The following is a 15,719-nucleotide window of genomic DNA, read 5'->3' as shown; positions in this document are numbered from 1 at the left end:
TTAATGTTTTTAAATATTATTGAATACGGTTGAATTTCTCTGCATAATTAATCGTTCGGCCAGCCCACATTATAAAAAGGAATGAACCGTTATTGTCATTATAGCTGTGAATCACTAGATTGTTGTCCGTCGTCAAACCGATTCTGGATTGGGAAACTTCGCATCCACCGAGAAAGTACGGGATTCCGGTACATTTTGTGGTTCTGTTTTTCAAGGTCAGGATTCCATTTTTCAAAGTGGCGTTCAACTTGTAAGAATGTTTTACCGAATCATTTTTGAAGAATGTCAATTCCAGTTCGTAGAGTTTTGTGTCTAATTTTTTAGATTTGATTTCCAAAAAATCACAATCTTCCAAATCTTGATTTTTTAAATCCAACATTCTGGCAATTCCAATGGATTCAATTGGTTTTGATAGTAATGAACTTGAGTTATCATAACCTTTGAATTCATATTTTCCTTCGATTGATTTCCCATTGTTTTCAGAAATCTTTGTCAAATCATGTTTGATTAATTTTCTGTCAAAACTCACGCAAGATGTTAGCGTGGTCAGAAGAATGGCGAGTCCTAGTATTTTCGTTTTCATAATCTTATCTTTTATTTATGATTCAAAATTATATTCGAAACCCAATCTTATCAATGCGGAAAAGAATTAATATTTTTTCTAAATTTGTGAAAATCGCAAAAGATGTATCAGGAACTTTTATTGAAACAGATTCGAAGCAAAATTGGAGACAAATCTCTGAACGATGAGATTGCGAATGTTCTCAACATTAGCTACGACGCATCGCACCGAAGAACCTCGATGAAATCTAAATTTTCTTTGGAGGAAAGTTTACAGCTTGCTAAGTTCTACAATATTTCTTTGGATAGATTTCTTGAAAATAGCGATAATCTTTTGGTGAAAAAGACAAAAGCTGTAAGTAAAACTGAGGATTTACATTCGTTTTTTGATAATACTTTGGATATTTTAAGTTCTATCACTTTTTCAGAAAATTCTGTAATTTATTATTCTGCGAAGGATATTCCGTTTTTTTATACGTTGTCGGATACACCTTTGTCCCGATTCAAAATTTATGTTTGGATGAATTTGCTTAACTCCAAACAGGTTTTCATTCCGTTTCAGGATTTTCAACCCGAACCTTTTAATTCGAAAACTCAAGTTTTAAAGGAAATTTATGAAAAACAAAATGTGATAGAGCTTTGGAATGATATGACGATTTCAAGTATTTTACTTCAGGTTTCTTTCTATTTTGAAATTGGACTTCTCAAAAAAGAAGATGCTATAAACATACTTTCAGAACTGGATGATTTGATTCATTACATAGAAAACAAAACAGAAACAAATCCTCGTTTTCAGATTTATCAGAACGAGCTGGTTCATCTTTCCAATGATATTTTCATATCAAATGGTTCGCAGTCAACTATGGCGATTCCGTGTAATATGTTTGGATATCTCTTGACGAACGATATAAAAACTTGTAATGAAACTCTGAATTATTTTGAACATCAAATCAAGAACTGCAAATCTCTTAACACAGCCGGAAATAGAGATAGAAAGCTGTTTTTCAATAGAATGTATCAGCAGATTGAAAATCTGAAACAAAAATTGTAAATATGAAAACCCTTCGTAATGGCGAATTTTTCGGGCAGACCAATGAGAAGCTAAGTTTCGATGGATTGACCATTACGGATACAGAATACACGCATCCTTTTGTCGATTGGCATTATCACGAGAATCCATATTTCACATTTCTGCTTCAGGGAAATATGCAGGAAGGCAACAAGAAGGAAATCTACGATTGTTCTGCCGGAACTTTGCTTTACCATCATTGGGAGGATGCGCATTACAACGTGAAACCTGATATTTTCACACGAGGTTTTCACCTTGAAATCACAGAAGAATGGTTTGAGAAATTCCAGATTTCGAAAGAAAATGTTGAAGGAAGTTTCAATATCAAAAATCCTTCTCTCAAATTATTGATTTACCAGATTTTCAAAGAATCGAAATTGAATGATAATTCTTTTGAAGTTAGTATTAATCAGATTTTGTTGAATCTTTTCAGCCAATTGTCCAATCAAAAGCAATCATCTAAAAAGAAGCCGATTTGGGTCAATCGGATTGATGAAATTCTCCACGAAAGTTTCACTGAAAAACTGAATCTGACAGAACTTTCAAAAACACTCAACGTTCATCCAATGCATTTGAGTCGTGATTTTCAGAAATATTTTCAATGTAATTTGGGCGAATATATCAGAAAACTGAAAGTTGAAAAATCACTGATTTTATTAAATCAAAATAATTCGCTTTCCGATGTTGCTTTGGAATGTGGATTTGCGGACCAAAGTCATTTCATCCGTTGTTTCAAGGAAAATGTCGGAATCACGCCTTTGAAGTACAAAAATATTCTGAAGAAATAGCAATGTTAATTTCATTCTATTTTTTCCACAAATGATAATCTAACTTTGTCACATAAAATTTACAATGAAATCAATCTTTTTATTTGTCCTGATTCTTGTTTTCGGTCTTTCATTAAGCCAGAGCAAAAATATTATTGAACCGGAAAAAATCGAGAATGATGTTCAGAAAAAGAATTTGAATCAAATTCTGTTTTTGGATAAAGTCGTTTCGCTTGAAAGTCTTCAAGAATCTGACTTTCTCAAAACAATGACTTTTCAGGAAGATAAAGATTTTGATATTCGTGTTTTTCTGGATAATTCTTTGGTTAATTATTTACACCAACTTGATAATTCTTTGACGGCTGATGAATTGCTTAAAAAAGGAAATTATCAATTCAGTTTCTATGTCGACGGGAAATTGATTTATACCGAAAATCTAAATTCCGGAGCTGGAAAAATAGAAGATAAAAAATTCAAAACCAATTTCAGAATTCCGTTTTTGAGTACAAAAAATGAAGATTCCTGGGGAAGATACCTTTGGTCTCGTTTTTATTTTGCCAACAGTGGAGTAGATGCGCTGGAAGTAGGAAATCATACTTTGAAAATCGAAATCAAACCATACTTAAAAAATCCAGATTTGAAAGTTGGAAATGTAATTGCTTCAGGCGAAATCAACTTAATCGTTCCAAAAAAATACGTTTCCGAAGAACAAATTGCGGTTCAAAAAATCAAACAAAATAGTGGTTGGAAAGTTTCGGATGAGAAAATTAATCAAGAAAAAATCAGACTTCTGAATCAAAAAATTGCAGAAAACAGATTCAGAGAAATCACTGGAATTGTCGTCATTAAAAATGATAAATTATTGTTAGAAGAATATTTCAATGGTTACAACAGAGACAGTTTGAATGATACGCGTTCCGTCGGAAAATCGTTTTCTTCTGCTTTGATGGGAATTGCAATCAAAGACGGTTACATTAAAAATGAAAATCAACGTCTGAGTAATTTCTACGATTTGAAACAATTCGAAAATTATTCATCTAAAAAAGATAGCGTCACAATCAAAAGCCTGTTGACAATGAGTTCTGCTTTCGATGGTAATGATGAGGATTCTGATTCTCCGGGAAATGAAGAAAACATGTATCCGACAGATAATTGGGTAAAATTCGCTCTTGATTTGCCAATGACAGAAAATAAAATTGGAAAAAACTGGCATTATTTCACATCCGGAGTTGTGGTAACCGGAGACATTCTGGACAAATCTGTTCCGAATGGTTTGGAAAAATATGCTGATAAAAAACTATTCCAACCGCTTGGAATCACGAATTACAAATGGCAATTTACGCCTCAGCAAAAACCATCTTTAGCAGGCGGATTGCGAATGAAAGCTTTGGATTTTGCTAAATTCGGGCAGCTTTATAAAAACGATGGAACTTGGAATGGAAAGCGAATTCTGAATAAAAACTGGATTCAGAAATCTTTTACCAATTATTTTGCTGACAACAAAGAATCAGAAGGTTACGGTTATTTGTTCTGGCGAAAAGTTTACAAAGTTGGAAACAAAAATTTCGAATCTTATCAATCCAGCGGAAACGGCGGAAATAAAATCATTATTCTCAAAGACATTCCAGTCGTAATCGTTATTACAGCGAAAGCTTACAATAGACCTTACGCCCACTCTCAAGCTGATAAAATTGTTCAGGAATATCTGTTGCCTTCCGTTTTGAATGAGTGATTTTTACTCATCCTTTTTCGAAGGCACCAAGAAAACATCCATCAAACCTTCTGGTAAAAACATTTTGATGAATTTCTCTTCACGGTTCACTTCCAGAATCCAATCTTTGATAAGCGGAATGATGATTTCTTTTCCGGCAAGGTCTAAGATGAAATAATTCTGAGCTGTCATATCATTAATAGAAACGATATTGCCGCAAGATTTTCCGTCCTCTTCACGGATTTCAAAACCGACAACTTCGTGGTAGTAGAATTTTTTTCCAGTCAATGGAGGTAGGGTAGAAAGCGGAAGATAAACGCCTTTTCCAATCGTCTGATTTACCAAAGTTTCAGAAGAGTTTTTGAAAGAAAGGATTTTCGTATCGCCTCTCTGCCACTGCTGTTTCTCAACAAAAAACGGAACAAGCAATCCATTGATTTCCAAAAAAATCGATGTCAGTTTGTCATACATTTCAGGTTGGTCTGTGTCCAGTTTTAGAATCACATTCCCCTGTAATCCGTGTGTTCTGGTAATTGTTCCTAAAAAATAGCAGTCTTCTTTTCTCATTATTTCCGATGATGAATTTTATTAAACAACAAAGACACGAGATTATCGTGTCTTTGAGATTGTATCTTTTTGTAAAGAATTAAGCCTGAGTTTCTTCAGTTCCTTCTGCTTCAGCAGTTGGTTCTTCAGTAGCAGTTTCTTCTGTTGCAATTTCTTCAGCAGGTGCGTTTGCAGCCTCTTCAGCAGCTTTTGCATCAGCTTCAGCTTTCGCAGCAGCGTCAATTCTTGCTTGGTTTACTTTAGCTTCAGCTTCCAAAGCCGCTTTTTTAGCGTCAGATTTTGCTGTAGACAAACCTTCAACTTTACCTTGTACCTTAGCATCTTTAGCATCAACCCAAGCAGCGAATCTCTTCTCAGCTTCAGCCTCGTCAAAAGCACCTTTAGCAACACCTCCTTGAAGGTGTTTTTTGTACAAAGCACCTTTGTAGGAAAGGATAGCTCTTGCAGTATCAGTTGGCTGAGCACCGTTGTTCAACCATTTAACAGCAGAATCAACGTTCAAGTCGATAGTTGCTGGGTTTGTAATTGGGTTGTAAGTTCCTAGCTTCTCGATGAATCTACCATCTCTTCTAGCTCTTGCATCTGCAACCACGATGTGGAAGAAAGGTTTCCCTTTAGACCCGTGTCTTTGTAATCTGATTTTTACTGACATATGTTTAAAAATTTTGGGAACACGTCCCGGTTAAATATTAAGTCCGCAAAGATACAAAAAAAGTTGAAAGTTCAAAGTTTCTGATTCAAAGTTTTTTAAAAGCCGGGAACCTGCTTTCCGTTGCAATTCCTCGCACCTTGCTTTTCCCATCGCTTGCTGTGGGATTTCCACTGCAATCAGGGCTATGGGTTTTGTCATAATGAGGAAGTGTCCTGTATATGATTATCTGTTTTTCAGCAGAATCCAGGAATTATATCTGTGAATAACTTCAGTGTCCGGTTCTGTCCATTCCAAAGTGTACCAGAATGTGCCGGTAGAAAGAAGTTTTTTTCCATCTTTCCCATTCCAGATGTAATTGCCATCTTTCCCTATGAATACAAATCTACCAAAACGGTCAAAGATTTTGAAAGTGACATTATTTTTCAGACGCAGAGCAGAATAGTCCAAAACATCGTTTTTGCCATCGCCATTTGGAGTGATCACATTCACAAGGTCAATATTGGAAAACTCACGTATAGAAGGGATGCATTTTTTGGAACTTCTCACATAAATATGCTGAATACCTTTCGGGATATTATTGAATATGTTGGAAGATTGCCAAGTAAAGTTATCCAAAGAATATTCGTAAGGTGCAGTTCCGCCAGTTACGGTTACTGTCAATCTATCATTCTCTATTTCCAGAATCTTAATAATGACTTCTTCCTCCGCAATTACTTTTACAGTTTGTCTGGTTGTACAATGGTCAAACATAAGGTCTACCCAATGCTCACCTACTTTTAAAGCACCAGAAGAAGATTTTGTGGATCCGGAACTCCATACATAAGAATCAAAGCCAGGCCCTGCGTCAAGCGTGATGTTGTTTTCTTTGCAGATGATAACATCTTGTATAAGGCTGGATATTTTTGGACTCTGGAATATTAATTTTAATTCTCCTACACTCGGACAGTCCACACTATTTTGAAAACGGAAGAAAAAACTTTTATTAGCTTTCAGGTCTTGTGAAAAAGAAATACGATTGATATCTTTTTTTGCATCAGCCAGTGTCTCGTATGCCGTAGCAGTGGCTTGTGTTGTAAATTGTGCAGTGTAATCGTTCAGGTTCACCATTTCATTTCCGGAACGGTCTGAGTCACAAATTTGTATTGGCTGTACAGGGCTTAGTGTAATTTGGGGCGCAATTTTAAAATTAATAGTTCCAAAGACAGATGGGCAACCATTTTTACTTTTCACTTCTACTATTACAGTTCTATCAGAAGTGAATGTAAAATCATTTGCCAATGCAATCCCTGGATTTGTGGACAAATAATAATAAACGTTAAAATCGGTAGGATTGATGACGATGGTTGGTGTAATGTTTGAGAATTTCAAACTAACAGAACCATCAAGGTCATTGTCACAATGGTTTGCATCGTACAGACTGGTGTCAACATTTGGTAACGGGAAGAAACTTAGGATGATCTCTGCAATGTTTTCACATCCGGAAACTGTTTTTACCCAGGCAAAGACAGATTTTTCCACTGAAAAATAAAGACCAGGTGTTAGTATTTCTGTTCCGGGAATATGATCTTGTGCATCCTGAAATGTCAGGTAATATTTGATATCTGCAATACTTTCGCTAGTAAGATTTGCAGAAGTAAGATTGAAAATGCCTTCACCGCTATTATTTTTACAAGCTTTCAGTTCTGGTGTATTCAATGTCAAAGGTTTCCAATTGACCTTGATTGTCTCTACCCGGAAACATTCTGTGACCGTACTTTGGATCCTGTAATAATAATCGTGATTCCCAAGTGTGATCGGATTTGTAATTCTGTTCTCGTCATAAGTTGCATCTTCATAAGTAGCATAATACGTAATGTCGAATTCTGGATTGCCATTTAGAATATCAGTGCTATAGACAGAAAAATCATATAGAAGACTGCTATTACATACATCAATTGGAGCTACTGCCCCGAAAACATTAGGCGCTGTCCCAAATGGGTCTCCCAGCAACGCGGTTCCTGTCCAATTAAGGGTGAAAGCGCCATTACCAATTGGTCTATCTATAACTAAAAAGTAAGATTCACCTGCAATCACGTCCATAGATTTTATATAGCCATCGCCCAACTCTCCAGGGCCTTCTGAAAAATCTCCTGCGGGTTCAGTATCTCTCATTCCAGTATGGTTATCTGCAAGGAAGGCTGCCTCCGGATTAGTTGTAGAGCATCTAACAGAGAAACCAATATTACCACAAGAGACGTTTGGTCCGAAGATCCAGAAATCGTAATCTACATCTATAGAGCTACTTGTCGGAATAAGGTCAAATCCTAATGTTCCCGTAGTTTTAGCTGTGAATTTTAACCATAAAGAATTATGTTCTTCACTTTTGCATACTCTTGTACTGTCTAATTCCTGAATACCATAACCAGTTGGGTTAAGTGTAATGGTTTGATTTCCACAGATTTGAATATAGTTAACGCAGTCGTTTGCTTCTCTGTTCTGAGAAAATATCAGGGAAAAAAGAAAGAAAAAATATAAAATGGATAGCTTTTTCACGAAAGTTATTTAGTTTGGTGCAAAACTAAAAATAACATTGTCTCGTCACAAATATTTTATATAATCATTTAGTTCAATGTTTTCTTGTAAGTCTCCAAAGTTCTTTCTTTTAGAAAATTTGTGCTCCAATATCTTCGAAGCAGATATCTTGGTCAATCAGTTTTTTGATTTCAAAAGTAGTCCTTCCTTTTTCTTTGACTACAATTTTTTTATGACTAGCTTTCGCGAAGAATTCTTCATCATAACCTCTCTCAATTAGAATTTCTTGTATATCGCGATTGATTTTGCCAGAGTTGTCCAGCAATTCGTTGAAGACAATCAGCAATTCTTTTTCGTTGAAATTTTATAGATGTTCATTTAATCCAAACTTCCCATATAGAACAATCCCAAACATTGTTGATTCTCTTCAATTTTCAAAGAATTTTTCAGGTTATTTACGATTTTCGGAGAACTCCAATAGCATCCGATTCTGTGAGCAGTGCAAGTGAGGTACATATTCTGGACAGCCATAGACGTTGCTGCAATCTCTTCCCAATCCGGAACCAATCCACTGAATTCAACAACGATTGAGATCACAACATTCGCTTTCGAAATTTTGAATCCGATGTCGTCGTATTTCTTCTGCAAAAACTGAAATTCTGGCGTCACTTCTTTATAAATATTTTGAAGTTCCTGACCAAGCTTTTGTTTCTCTTCTCCTTTGAAAACTTTGAAGCGCCAAGGTTTCGTACGTTTATGATTCGGAGCCAGAACAGCATTGCTGAGAATTTCGTCAATGATATGTTGTGGAATTTCTTTATCAGTATAATCTTTTGGGAAGATGCTTCTGCGTTCTTCTATAATATGTTTGAGAATTGTTGCGTTTTCCATAGTTCAAAGATACAAGAACAAAGATGAAAGAACAAAGTAAAAAGAAACGAGAAAAGATTGAAGCGAGAAACTTCGGACATCCAGAATCCGACTCTAAAGAATCTCCACGATCTCCTGATGAATTTTATTAAGGACAAAATCATCGCCCACTTTCTTTCCGAGCATTATCTGCGCCATTGGACTTTCCGGAGAAATGGCATAGAAGCGGTCGCCTTGAAAGAAAAATTCCCCCAAAGAAACGGAAATGTAAAAACGGGCTTTATTGGTAATGACAAGAGACCCGAGTTTTATAGTCTCTGAGACAGAGTTCAGAACTTTTCGCATTTGGGTCTGCATACTTTTAAGCGAAACCATTTGTCTGTCCAAATGATAGATCTCTTCCTGTATTTCCTCTCTGATAGAATCGTATTTTGATGTTTTTTTAATGTCCCGGCTAGCTTCCAGAGAAAAGTTGAGGTAAAACTCCAAAGTTTTCACTTTCCCCGAAATACTGTCGTTCACAAAGTCCCGTAATTCACTTTTATTATAAATCGTCTTCTGCATAAATCCAATTTTAAATAAAGATAAAGAATTATTTTTTTAACAGATTGTAAAACTAGATTTATACTTATTTCAAAAGCTGACTTTCTTTCACAATTTTTCTAACTCCCTGCTCAAAATAATAAGCGATATCCAAGTTCTCATTCGCTTGATTTTCCATTACAATCACGCTGGTTTTTGTTTTTGGATAATACAAATTTACGGCTGTAAAACCTTCGCCTGGATGAAAACCTGTGTGTCCGATTTCATTGATTTTAGCTTTATCATTAATTCTTAATCCATATCCATAACCAATCGGATTCTCACTGAAAACCTGATGTGTCGAAGTTATCGAATAATTGGTCATTAATTTATAAGTCTCAGGCTTTAGCAATTTTCCATTGTGTAAACATTCGTTCCATTTGGCCAGATCGGGAGCTGTGACAATCAAATGACTTCCAAAATAATTAGTCGGATTAAAGTCTGATCTTTCATTCAGTTTAAAAGTTCCGTCTTTTCTGATGGTATGACCTTTTGCCAAAAGTTTACTGCTGGTTTTGGTAGGGTAGGCGCTGCCATTCATTTTGCATCTTTCGAATAAAGCCGTTACCAATTCCTGATAACTTTTACCGCTTTGTTTTTCCAAAACCAATCCTGCAATGTAATATCCAACATTGGAATAACTGAATTCCTTCCCTGTTTTAAATTTCAAATTTGGTTTCAAATCATCGCTGTAAAGTCCGGAAGTGTGATTCAACAAATGATGAACGGTTACCGTATCTGTCCAAGAATATTTGAGATCCGGAAGGTATTTTCGGATAGGCTGCTGCAAATCGATTGTCCCTTTTTCTACTTGTTGCAAAATCAATGTGGCAGTAATCTGCTTGGCAATCGACATTGTAGAAAACTTATTGTAGATTTCCAGAGGTGTTTTCTTGTTGAAATCAGCATAACCAAAAGCTTTCGCATATTTTTCCTTCCCGTTTTGCTGAATGTAAACTACGCCGTTGAAAGTTCTGGGATTTGTAGTTTTGATTAAGCTATCAATTTTTACCGGATAATCGTCTTTTTTTTGAGCTGATGAGTTACAAGAAGTAAATAACGTAATAATAGCAACCGAAGCCACTTTGAAAAAATGTCTCATTTGTTTTTGAATTTGGTTAAGTTTTCTAGTTTGAAGAAAAGGATTTATTCTAAAAGGTCTGGTCGTCTTTCTTTTGTGATTCTCACCGCTTCATCGTGTAACCAATCTTCAATCGCTCCAAAATTTCCACTCAATAATATTTTTGGAACAGATAACCCTTTGTAAGTTTCTGGTCTTGTGTAGATTGGTGGGGATAAAAGGTTGTCCTGAAAACTATCTGTCAATGCACTTTGTTCGTCATTCAAAACGCCGGGCAACAATCGGATTACAGAATCTGCTAATACGCAAGCCGCTAATTCTCCGCCAGTCAAAACATAATCGCCAATGGAAATTTCTTTTGTGATATGCAGATCACGAACACGCTGGTCGATGCCTTTGTAATGTCCGCAGAGGAAAATCAGATTTTTTTTGATGGATAAAGTATTGGCAGTTCTTTGATTCAGAGTTTCGCCGTCTGGTGTCAGATAGATGATCTCGTCGTAATCTCTTTGAGATTTCAGTTCAGAAATGCACTTGTCCAACGGTTCTACCATCATTATCATTCCTGCGCCGCCGCCGTAAGGTTCGTCATCTATTTGGCGATGTTTGCCAATGCTCCAGTCTCGGATATTGTGAAAATGAACTTCTGCCAGCCCTTTTTCCATCGCTCTTTTGAGGATTGAGGTTTTGAAAGGACTTTCCATAAGTTCCGGAAGTACGCTGATGATATCGATTCGCATATTTTTTATAAATGATAAGAGATAAATGATTATTGATGAATTGTAATCATTTATCAATAATCATTTATATTACTGTTCTGTCGGGTTTTTCTTAGATGGCGCAATGATCAACCTTAATGAAGAGTCTTTGTTGATATAGCTCCACATCCAGTTGAAGAAAATTGCCAGTTTGTTTCTGACACTCAGAATCAGCATCAAATGTAAGAACATCCAGAAATACCAAGCAAGAAATCCCTGAAATTTAAATTTCGGCAGGTCAACAACCGCTCTGTGCTTCCCGATGGTTGCCATAGAACCGCGGTCGATATATTCGTATTCTGTCCAGTCTTTTTCAGAATCTTTTTTGAAATTTCTCGCCAGGTTTTTCCCCTGATTGATGGCGACATTAGCCAATTGTGGATGCGCCTGAGGATATTTTGGTGTCTCCATATAGGCAATATCCCCAATAGCGAAGATATTATCGTAACCTTTCACTTTGTTGAATCTGTCAACAACATATCGGTTTCTTATGGTATTTTCTTTGTTGAAATCATCAATGATGTTTCCAGTAACTCCGGCTGCCCAAATCACATTATTGGTTGGAATTGAGTTGCCACTTTGCATAAAGATCGTTTCTCCATCGTAATCTATTACTCGTTCATTTTTCATAAATTTCACTCCCAACTGAACGAGATATTTCTCTGCAGCTTCTTGGGATTCCTGGCTCATCGTTTCCAGAGGTGTTTCTCCTGCGCTGATCAGAACGATGTTGAGATCGGAGAAATTCATTCTAGGATAATCTCTCGGAAGAATGTTGGTCTTCATTTCGGAAAATGCACCTGCCAATTCAACTCCGGTTGGTCCGCTTCCTACGATGACGAGATTCCAGTTTCCATCATCGCTGGCTTTTCTTTCAATAATCATCTTTTCGAAGGTCATCAAAATGTGGTTACGAATCGTAATGGCTTCTTGCGTATTCTTCATTCCAAGAGCCAGATTTTGCATCTTCTGATTGCCAAAGAAATTGGTTTTACAGCCAGTTGCAATAACTAGTTTGTCATAAGTGAAAACACCATCTTCGCCAATGACCTTATTCTCAGAAGGAATGATTTTTTTGACTTCCGTCATCCGGAATTGGATGTTTTTTGACTTCTGGAAGATTTTTCTGAAGGGGAAAGAAATATTGGAAGGTTCGATTCGTCCGGTTGCAACCTGATAGAATAATGGCTGGAACATATGATGATTCATCTTATCAATGACCATTACCTTGTATTTTCCCTGATTATTAAGATTTCTCGCAAGTTGTAAACCTGCGAAACCACCTCCGATGATGACGATCTTTTCCCTCATTGCGATTTTTTTATAAAATTAAGGTTTTTATTTTGCTTTGGACTAATCAAAAATTATGCTTAAAATTTGCGAAAAGAATGATTTCTGTCATTTAAAAATAAAAAAAGAACCCTGCCAAAAATAAATTTGACAGAGTCCTAAAAACACAAATGATGAAAAATTAATTTTTATAGAAACCGTTGGTTCCAATTCCGGATTTGAACGATTTGATTTGAGTCCCAGTTGAAGCATTATAAACATAAGAAGTGCTTTCTCCTGTGAAGCTTGCGTCTGATACAAATATTTTGCCATCAATGATATTAAAGCCATAAGAGCCATAACCTGGAGCCGTGAACAAAGTTTTGATTTCAGAAGTTGGAGTCGCTGTCATTTTAGAATAAACTTTGTTTCCGCCATCAATGAAGTAGAAATAACCAGAATCGATTCTTAGTTTCTGAGCATTGGCAATTCCTGTCAATGTAACTGTTGAGAAAGTTCCGTCTGAAGGATTGATTTTGTAAATGTAAGAATCTGTTGATGTAGAAGATAAAGCATATGCAGAACCTTCGTATGAAACTAAGTCTTTTATTTCTCCCGAATCTGGAAGTGTTATGGTTTTGTCAATATTATTAGTAGATGGTTTTACGATGGTAATAGTATGTCCTGTAATATCCATTGTTCCCGTTGATGCATTATATAATGAGCCATCTGTCTGAACAAGAATGTTTCCTCCAGCTTCAACTACTTTTTCTGCATAACGGTCAAAATTGATGCTTTTGATAAAAGTGTTGTCAGCATTATTATAGATGTTAAGTTTATAAGTGCCAAAGAAATTGTTGTTGGTGACGTAATATTGGCTGTCTGTGAAAGCAATATATCTTGGGCTAACAAGATTAGAAGTTACCGTTGCATTTTTCTGAAAATTAAAACGATTGGCGATTACAATTTTGTTACTATTATTAAGTACTAAAAAAGCATTGGTCCCTTTGAAACCGATAGTTTGAAGAACGTCACCAAGGTCTTCGTTATTAACAGTTTTATAGATTCCTGATTGGCTTGTGCTCAAATCAGAAGACAAAAAATCTACTGTCGCATCCGGTTTGTTAAAAGAACCTTCGTTAGCTATAAGAATCCCGCTATAAGATGTTTCCTGATTGTTGAAATCGAAATCGTCATCGTTACAAGCTGCGAATGTCAGAAGAACAGATGCGAAAAGTCCGGTTAGTAATTTGTTGATTTTCATATGTAAATTTATTTATTGTTTTAAAAATTTAATTTGAGGTTGACCGCGTAATTTCTTTGAGGCATAAAGTAATAGTCAACCGTCTGATAAATCTGATTGGTCATATTATTGACTTTGAAACCAAGCTGAAACTTCGAAGATAACTTAGCCGTTATTCCCGAATTCAGAATCATATAATCTTTCAGAGACTTTTTCTCATTTTCATCAACGTAAGTTTTTCCGTTGTAGAAAGCCTGTACAAAAAATCCGATAAAAGAATATTCATAATTGGCATTGAAATTAACCCTTTGTTTTGGAACATATCTCAATTGCTTCTTCGTTTCCAAATCTACTGAACGGGAGTAAGTATAAGACAAATTGCTGAAAATGTGATGTCTTTCAAAATTTTTATCAAAAGTCAAATTGGCTTCCAATCCGTAAGAATCTACTTTGCTAATGTTTTTCGGGGTCCAAATCGTCGATGTTGCTTGATTCCAAACAATTTCATCAACAATGTGCATATAGTAAGGCGTGATTCCCAGTTTGAAATTCTTATAACTGAAATTATGTGACATCTCTATTTGATTTGAAGTTTCTGGCTTCAGATCAGGGTTTCCGCCAGGTTGCCAATACAGATCATTGAAAGTCGGAGCGCGGAAGTTTCTCGAAATATTCAAAGTCGTTTGATACCAATTGTTGATGGTGTATTTTCCGCTTGCAGAGAACAAAAATGGACTTTTATAATCTTCTACAATTTCTTGTTTTGCTCCCAATTCCCAATAGAATTTTTCAGATTGAGAGTTTCTGTATAGCAAAGAAAAACTTCCCAAGTTCCTTTTTGGAGTTTTGATTCCCGAGCCAAATCCTTCCGCTTCGTTATACTGATATTCTGTAATGAGGTTGAAAGACGAGTTTTTCGAAACCAAGAAGTCATAATCATTCTTGATAATATATTGTTTCCCGGTTCCACCGCTGGTTTTACTTTTATTAATATCTCCAAAATACTGAAAATTGTCTTCCAGATAAGCAAGTTTGAAATTGTTTTTTATCGATTTTGAATTGAATTTCCAACCGGCTAAACTTCGGAAGGTCTGAACCTGATATTTCGTTTTAGTTTGATTTTCTGAAAAAACAGGGTAGTGTTGTTCGCTGTCGTAAAGTTGGCTTTGCCAGTAGAATTCGTTATTTGGATTGATTTTGTAAGCTAATCCAAGATTGAAGCTTGTATTCTGATATTCTCCGTTTCGGTTGATAAATTTTCTTTGAGGAACTTCATAGTCATTCTCACTTCTGGAATGATTGATATTAACATTAAAACTAAAATTCCCATTACTGAATTTCGCCTGAGCAAGAGAATTACTTGTTCCAAAAGAACCATATTCCGAAAATAAAGTTCCGCTAAAACCTTTATTAAAATTCAAAGCATTGTTAAGGTGAATAGAACCTCCGATTGCACTGCTTCCATAGATCACACTTCCGCCACCGAATTTGATTCCGACATTTTCGTAGCTCAAAGGATTCATATTATTGATGTCGCCTTGTCCGAGAAAAATTGAGTTGATATTGATTCCGTTCCAGACAAAAGCGGTTTGCTGTGCAGTTGTTCCCCGAAAACCTGGCGAAGAAGTTGCGCCACGTCCGTTTTCTTTGATATAAATATTGGATTGAAATCTCAATAGATCTGATAAAGAGGTTGAATTCTCAAGAATTTTATCAGAATTCAGATTCGATATTTTCGCGGTTTTAGAAACTTTACTGAATTGATTATCAATAAATACGGTATCGATCAAAGATTCCTGAGCGGAAACCTGACCTATCAATCCAATGAAAAAAAATGCAAAAGTACGTTTCATCATAACCTGCCTTTCCTCCGAAAGCATTTTAATAAATTTATCATTGGCAGGTCTCCTGACTTTCGCTGATTTTGCGCCTTCTCACACGCTTATGGCGGGCAATGGCAAGATTGCAAGATCTTCTATCGCGATTTACAGTTGCGGGGACAGTTGAAGAATTACACTCCATTCCCTTTTTAATCCGAAAAACTCGGAACCAAATTTTTGCAAATATAATGAAGTTCA

15 protein-coding genes and 1 riboswitch are annotated in these 15,719 nt (G+C 35.9%); of the genes, 3 read left to right on the top strand and 12 right to left on the bottom strand.

Features of this window, described 5'->3' with window-relative positions:
• Positions 1 to 16 precede the first annotated feature (16 nt).
• A complete protein-coding gene (locus tag BLT30_RS16845; RefSeq protein WP_089874814.1) occupies positions 17 to 583 on the bottom strand; it encodes a hypothetical protein in 567 nt (188 codons plus the stop codon).
• Positions 584 to 685: 102 nt separating this feature from the next.
• On the opposite strand from BLT30_RS16845, the gene BLT30_RS16840 reads away from it, so the two are divergent.
• The 3 genes from BLT30_RS16840 (at position 686) to BLT30_RS16830 (ending at position 4,129) form a co-directional block, all read left to right on the top strand.
• Entirely contained in the window at positions 686 to 1,612 is a 927-nt protein-coding gene (locus BLT30_RS16840) for a transcriptional regulator (RefSeq protein ID WP_089874812.1), read from the top strand.
• A 2-nt stretch (positions 1,613 to 1,614) separates the two neighbouring features.
• On the top strand, positions 1,615 to 2,418 hold the full coding sequence (locus BLT30_RS16835; protein WP_089874809.1) for an AraC family transcriptional regulator: 804 nt from the start codon (positions 1,615 to 1,617) through the stop codon (positions 2,416 to 2,418).
• Between the two features lie 64 nt (positions 2,419 to 2,482).
• Positions 2,483 to 4,129: a serine hydrolase domain-containing protein gene (locus BLT30_RS16830; RefSeq protein WP_089874807.1), complete on the top strand. Its 1,647-nt coding sequence runs from the start codon at positions 2,483 to 2,485 to the stop codon at positions 4,127 to 4,129.
• Positions 4,130 to 4,132: 3 nt separating this feature from the next.
• Here the strand turns inward: BLT30_RS16830 and rimM are convergent, their stop codons facing one another.
• The 11 genes from rimM to BLT30_RS16775 form a co-directional block, all read right to left on the bottom strand.
• Positions 4,133 to 4,675 (bottom strand): ribosome maturation factor RimM, encoded by a 543-nt coding sequence (gene rimM / locus BLT30_RS16825; RefSeq protein WP_089874805.1) that lies wholly within the window; start codon positions 4,673 to 4,675, stop codon positions 4,133 to 4,135.
• Positions 4,676 to 4,754: 79 nt separating this feature from the next.
• Positions 4,755 to 5,327, bottom strand: coding sequence for a 30S ribosomal protein S16 (locus BLT30_RS16820; protein ID WP_089874803.1), 573 nt, complete (start codon positions 5,325 to 5,327; stop codon positions 4,755 to 4,757).
• A 222-nt stretch (positions 5,328 to 5,549) separates the two neighbouring features.
• Complete coding sequence (locus tag BLT30_RS16815) at positions 5,550 to 7,859, bottom strand: T9SS type B sorting domain-containing protein (protein WP_089874801.1); 2,310 nt, start codon at positions 7,857 to 7,859, stop codon at positions 5,550 to 5,552.
• Positions 7,860 to 7,968: 109 nt separating this feature from the next.
• Positions 7,969 to 8,184: a hypothetical protein gene (locus tag BLT30_RS16810; protein ID WP_089874799.1), complete on the bottom strand. Its 216-nt coding sequence runs from the start codon at positions 8,182 to 8,184 to the stop codon at positions 7,969 to 7,971.
• Positions 8,185 to 8,216: 32 nt separating this feature from the next.
• Positions 8,217 to 8,729: a nitroreductase family protein gene (locus BLT30_RS16805; RefSeq protein WP_089874797.1), complete on the bottom strand. Its 513-nt coding sequence runs from the start codon at positions 8,727 to 8,729 to the stop codon at positions 8,217 to 8,219.
• A 93-nt stretch (positions 8,730 to 8,822) separates the two neighbouring features.
• Positions 8,823 to 9,272: a GreA/GreB family elongation factor gene (locus BLT30_RS16800; protein WP_089874794.1), complete on the bottom strand. Its 450-nt coding sequence runs from the start codon at positions 9,270 to 9,272 to the stop codon at positions 8,823 to 8,825.
• 64 nt (positions 9,273 to 9,336) lie between these two features.
• Positions 9,337 to 10,392 carry a serine hydrolase domain-containing protein gene (locus tag BLT30_RS16795; protein WP_089874793.1) on the bottom strand — a complete coding sequence of 352 codons (1,056 nt, stop codon included), beginning with the start codon at positions 10,390 to 10,392 and terminating at the stop codon, positions 9,337 to 9,339.
• 44 nt (positions 10,393 to 10,436) lie between these two features.
• Positions 10,437 to 11,111 carry a tRNA (guanosine(37)-N1)-methyltransferase TrmD gene (trmD, locus tag BLT30_RS16790; RefSeq protein WP_089874791.1) on the bottom strand — a complete coding sequence of 225 codons (675 nt, stop codon included), beginning with the start codon at positions 11,109 to 11,111 and terminating at the stop codon, positions 10,437 to 10,439.
• Positions 11,112 to 11,180: 69 nt separating this feature from the next.
• Entirely contained in the window at positions 11,181 to 12,440 is a 1,260-nt protein-coding gene (locus tag BLT30_RS16785; protein ID WP_089874790.1) for an NAD(P)/FAD-dependent oxidoreductase, read from the bottom strand.
• A gap of 160 nt (positions 12,441 to 12,600) precedes the next feature.
• Positions 12,601 to 13,662, bottom strand: a complete 1,062-nt coding sequence (locus tag BLT30_RS16780) for a DUF5074 domain-containing protein (protein WP_089874788.1) — start codon at positions 13,660 to 13,662, stop codon at positions 12,601 to 12,603.
• 20 nt (positions 13,663 to 13,682) lie between these two features.
• On the bottom strand, positions 13,683 to 15,497 hold the full coding sequence (locus tag BLT30_RS16775; protein WP_245707203.1) for a TonB-dependent receptor plug domain-containing protein: 1,815 nt from the start codon (positions 15,495 to 15,497) through the stop codon (positions 13,683 to 13,685).
• Between the two features lie 25 nt (positions 15,498 to 15,522).
• A riboswitch (cobalamin riboswitch) is annotated at positions 15,523 to 15,710 on the bottom strand.
• Between the last annotated feature and the right edge of the window lie 9 nt (positions 15,711 to 15,719).

The organism is Epilithonimonas hungarica (assembly GCF_900102265.1).
In the GTDB taxonomy this organism is placed as follows: Bacteria; Bacteroidota; Bacteroidia; order Flavobacteriales; family Weeksellaceae; genus Epilithonimonas; species Epilithonimonas hungarica.
Note: the sequence above shows the minus strand (reverse complement) of the source record. Positions and strands in the feature narration are given on the sequence as shown.

Bases quoted from the DNA above. Each gene is read 5' to 3' on its own strand.
- BLT30_RS16845 (WP_089874814.1), bottom strand. From the start codon at position 583: ATGAAAACGAAAATACTAGGACTCGCCATTCTTCTGACCACGCTAACA.
- BLT30_RS16840 (WP_089874812.1), top strand. From the start codon at position 686: ATGTATCAGGAACTTTTATTGAAACAGATTCGAAGCAAAATTGGAGAC.
- BLT30_RS16835 (WP_089874809.1), top strand. From the start codon at position 1,615: ATGAAAACCCTTCGTAATGGCGAATTTTTCGGGCAGACCAATGAGAAG.
- BLT30_RS16830 (WP_089874807.1), top strand. From the start codon at position 2,483: ATGAAATCAATCTTTTTATTTGTCCTGATTCTTGTTTTCGGTCTTTCA.
- rimM (WP_089874805.1), bottom strand. From the start codon at position 4,675: ATGAGAAAAGAAGACTGCTATTTTTTAGGAACAATTACCAGAACACAC.
- BLT30_RS16820 (WP_089874803.1), bottom strand. From the start codon at position 5,327: ATGTCAGTAAAAATCAGATTACAAAGACACGGGTCTAAAGGGAAACCT.
- BLT30_RS16805 (WP_089874797.1), bottom strand. From the start codon at position 8,729: ATGGAAAACGCAACAATTCTCAAACATATTATAGAAGAACGCAGAAGC.
- BLT30_RS16800 (WP_089874794.1), bottom strand. From the start codon at position 9,272: ATGCAGAAGACGATTTATAATAAAAGTGAATTACGGGACTTTGTGAAC.
- BLT30_RS16795 (WP_089874793.1), bottom strand. From the start codon at position 10,392: ATGAGACATTTTTTCAAAGTGGCTTCGGTTGCTATTATTACGTTATTT.
- trmD (WP_089874791.1), bottom strand. From the start codon at position 11,111: ATGCGAATCGATATCATCAGCGTACTTCCGGAACTTATGGAAAGTCCT.
- BLT30_RS16785 (WP_089874790.1), bottom strand. From the start codon at position 12,440: ATGAGGGAAAAGATCGTCATCATCGGAGGTGGTTTCGCAGGTTTACAA.
- BLT30_RS16780 (WP_089874788.1), bottom strand. From the start codon at position 13,662: ATGAAAATCAACAAATTACTAACCGGACTTTTCGCATCTGTTCTTCTG.
- BLT30_RS16775 (WP_245707203.1), bottom strand. From the start codon at position 15,497: ATGATGAAACGTACTTTTGCATTTTTTTTCATTGGATTGATAGGTCAG.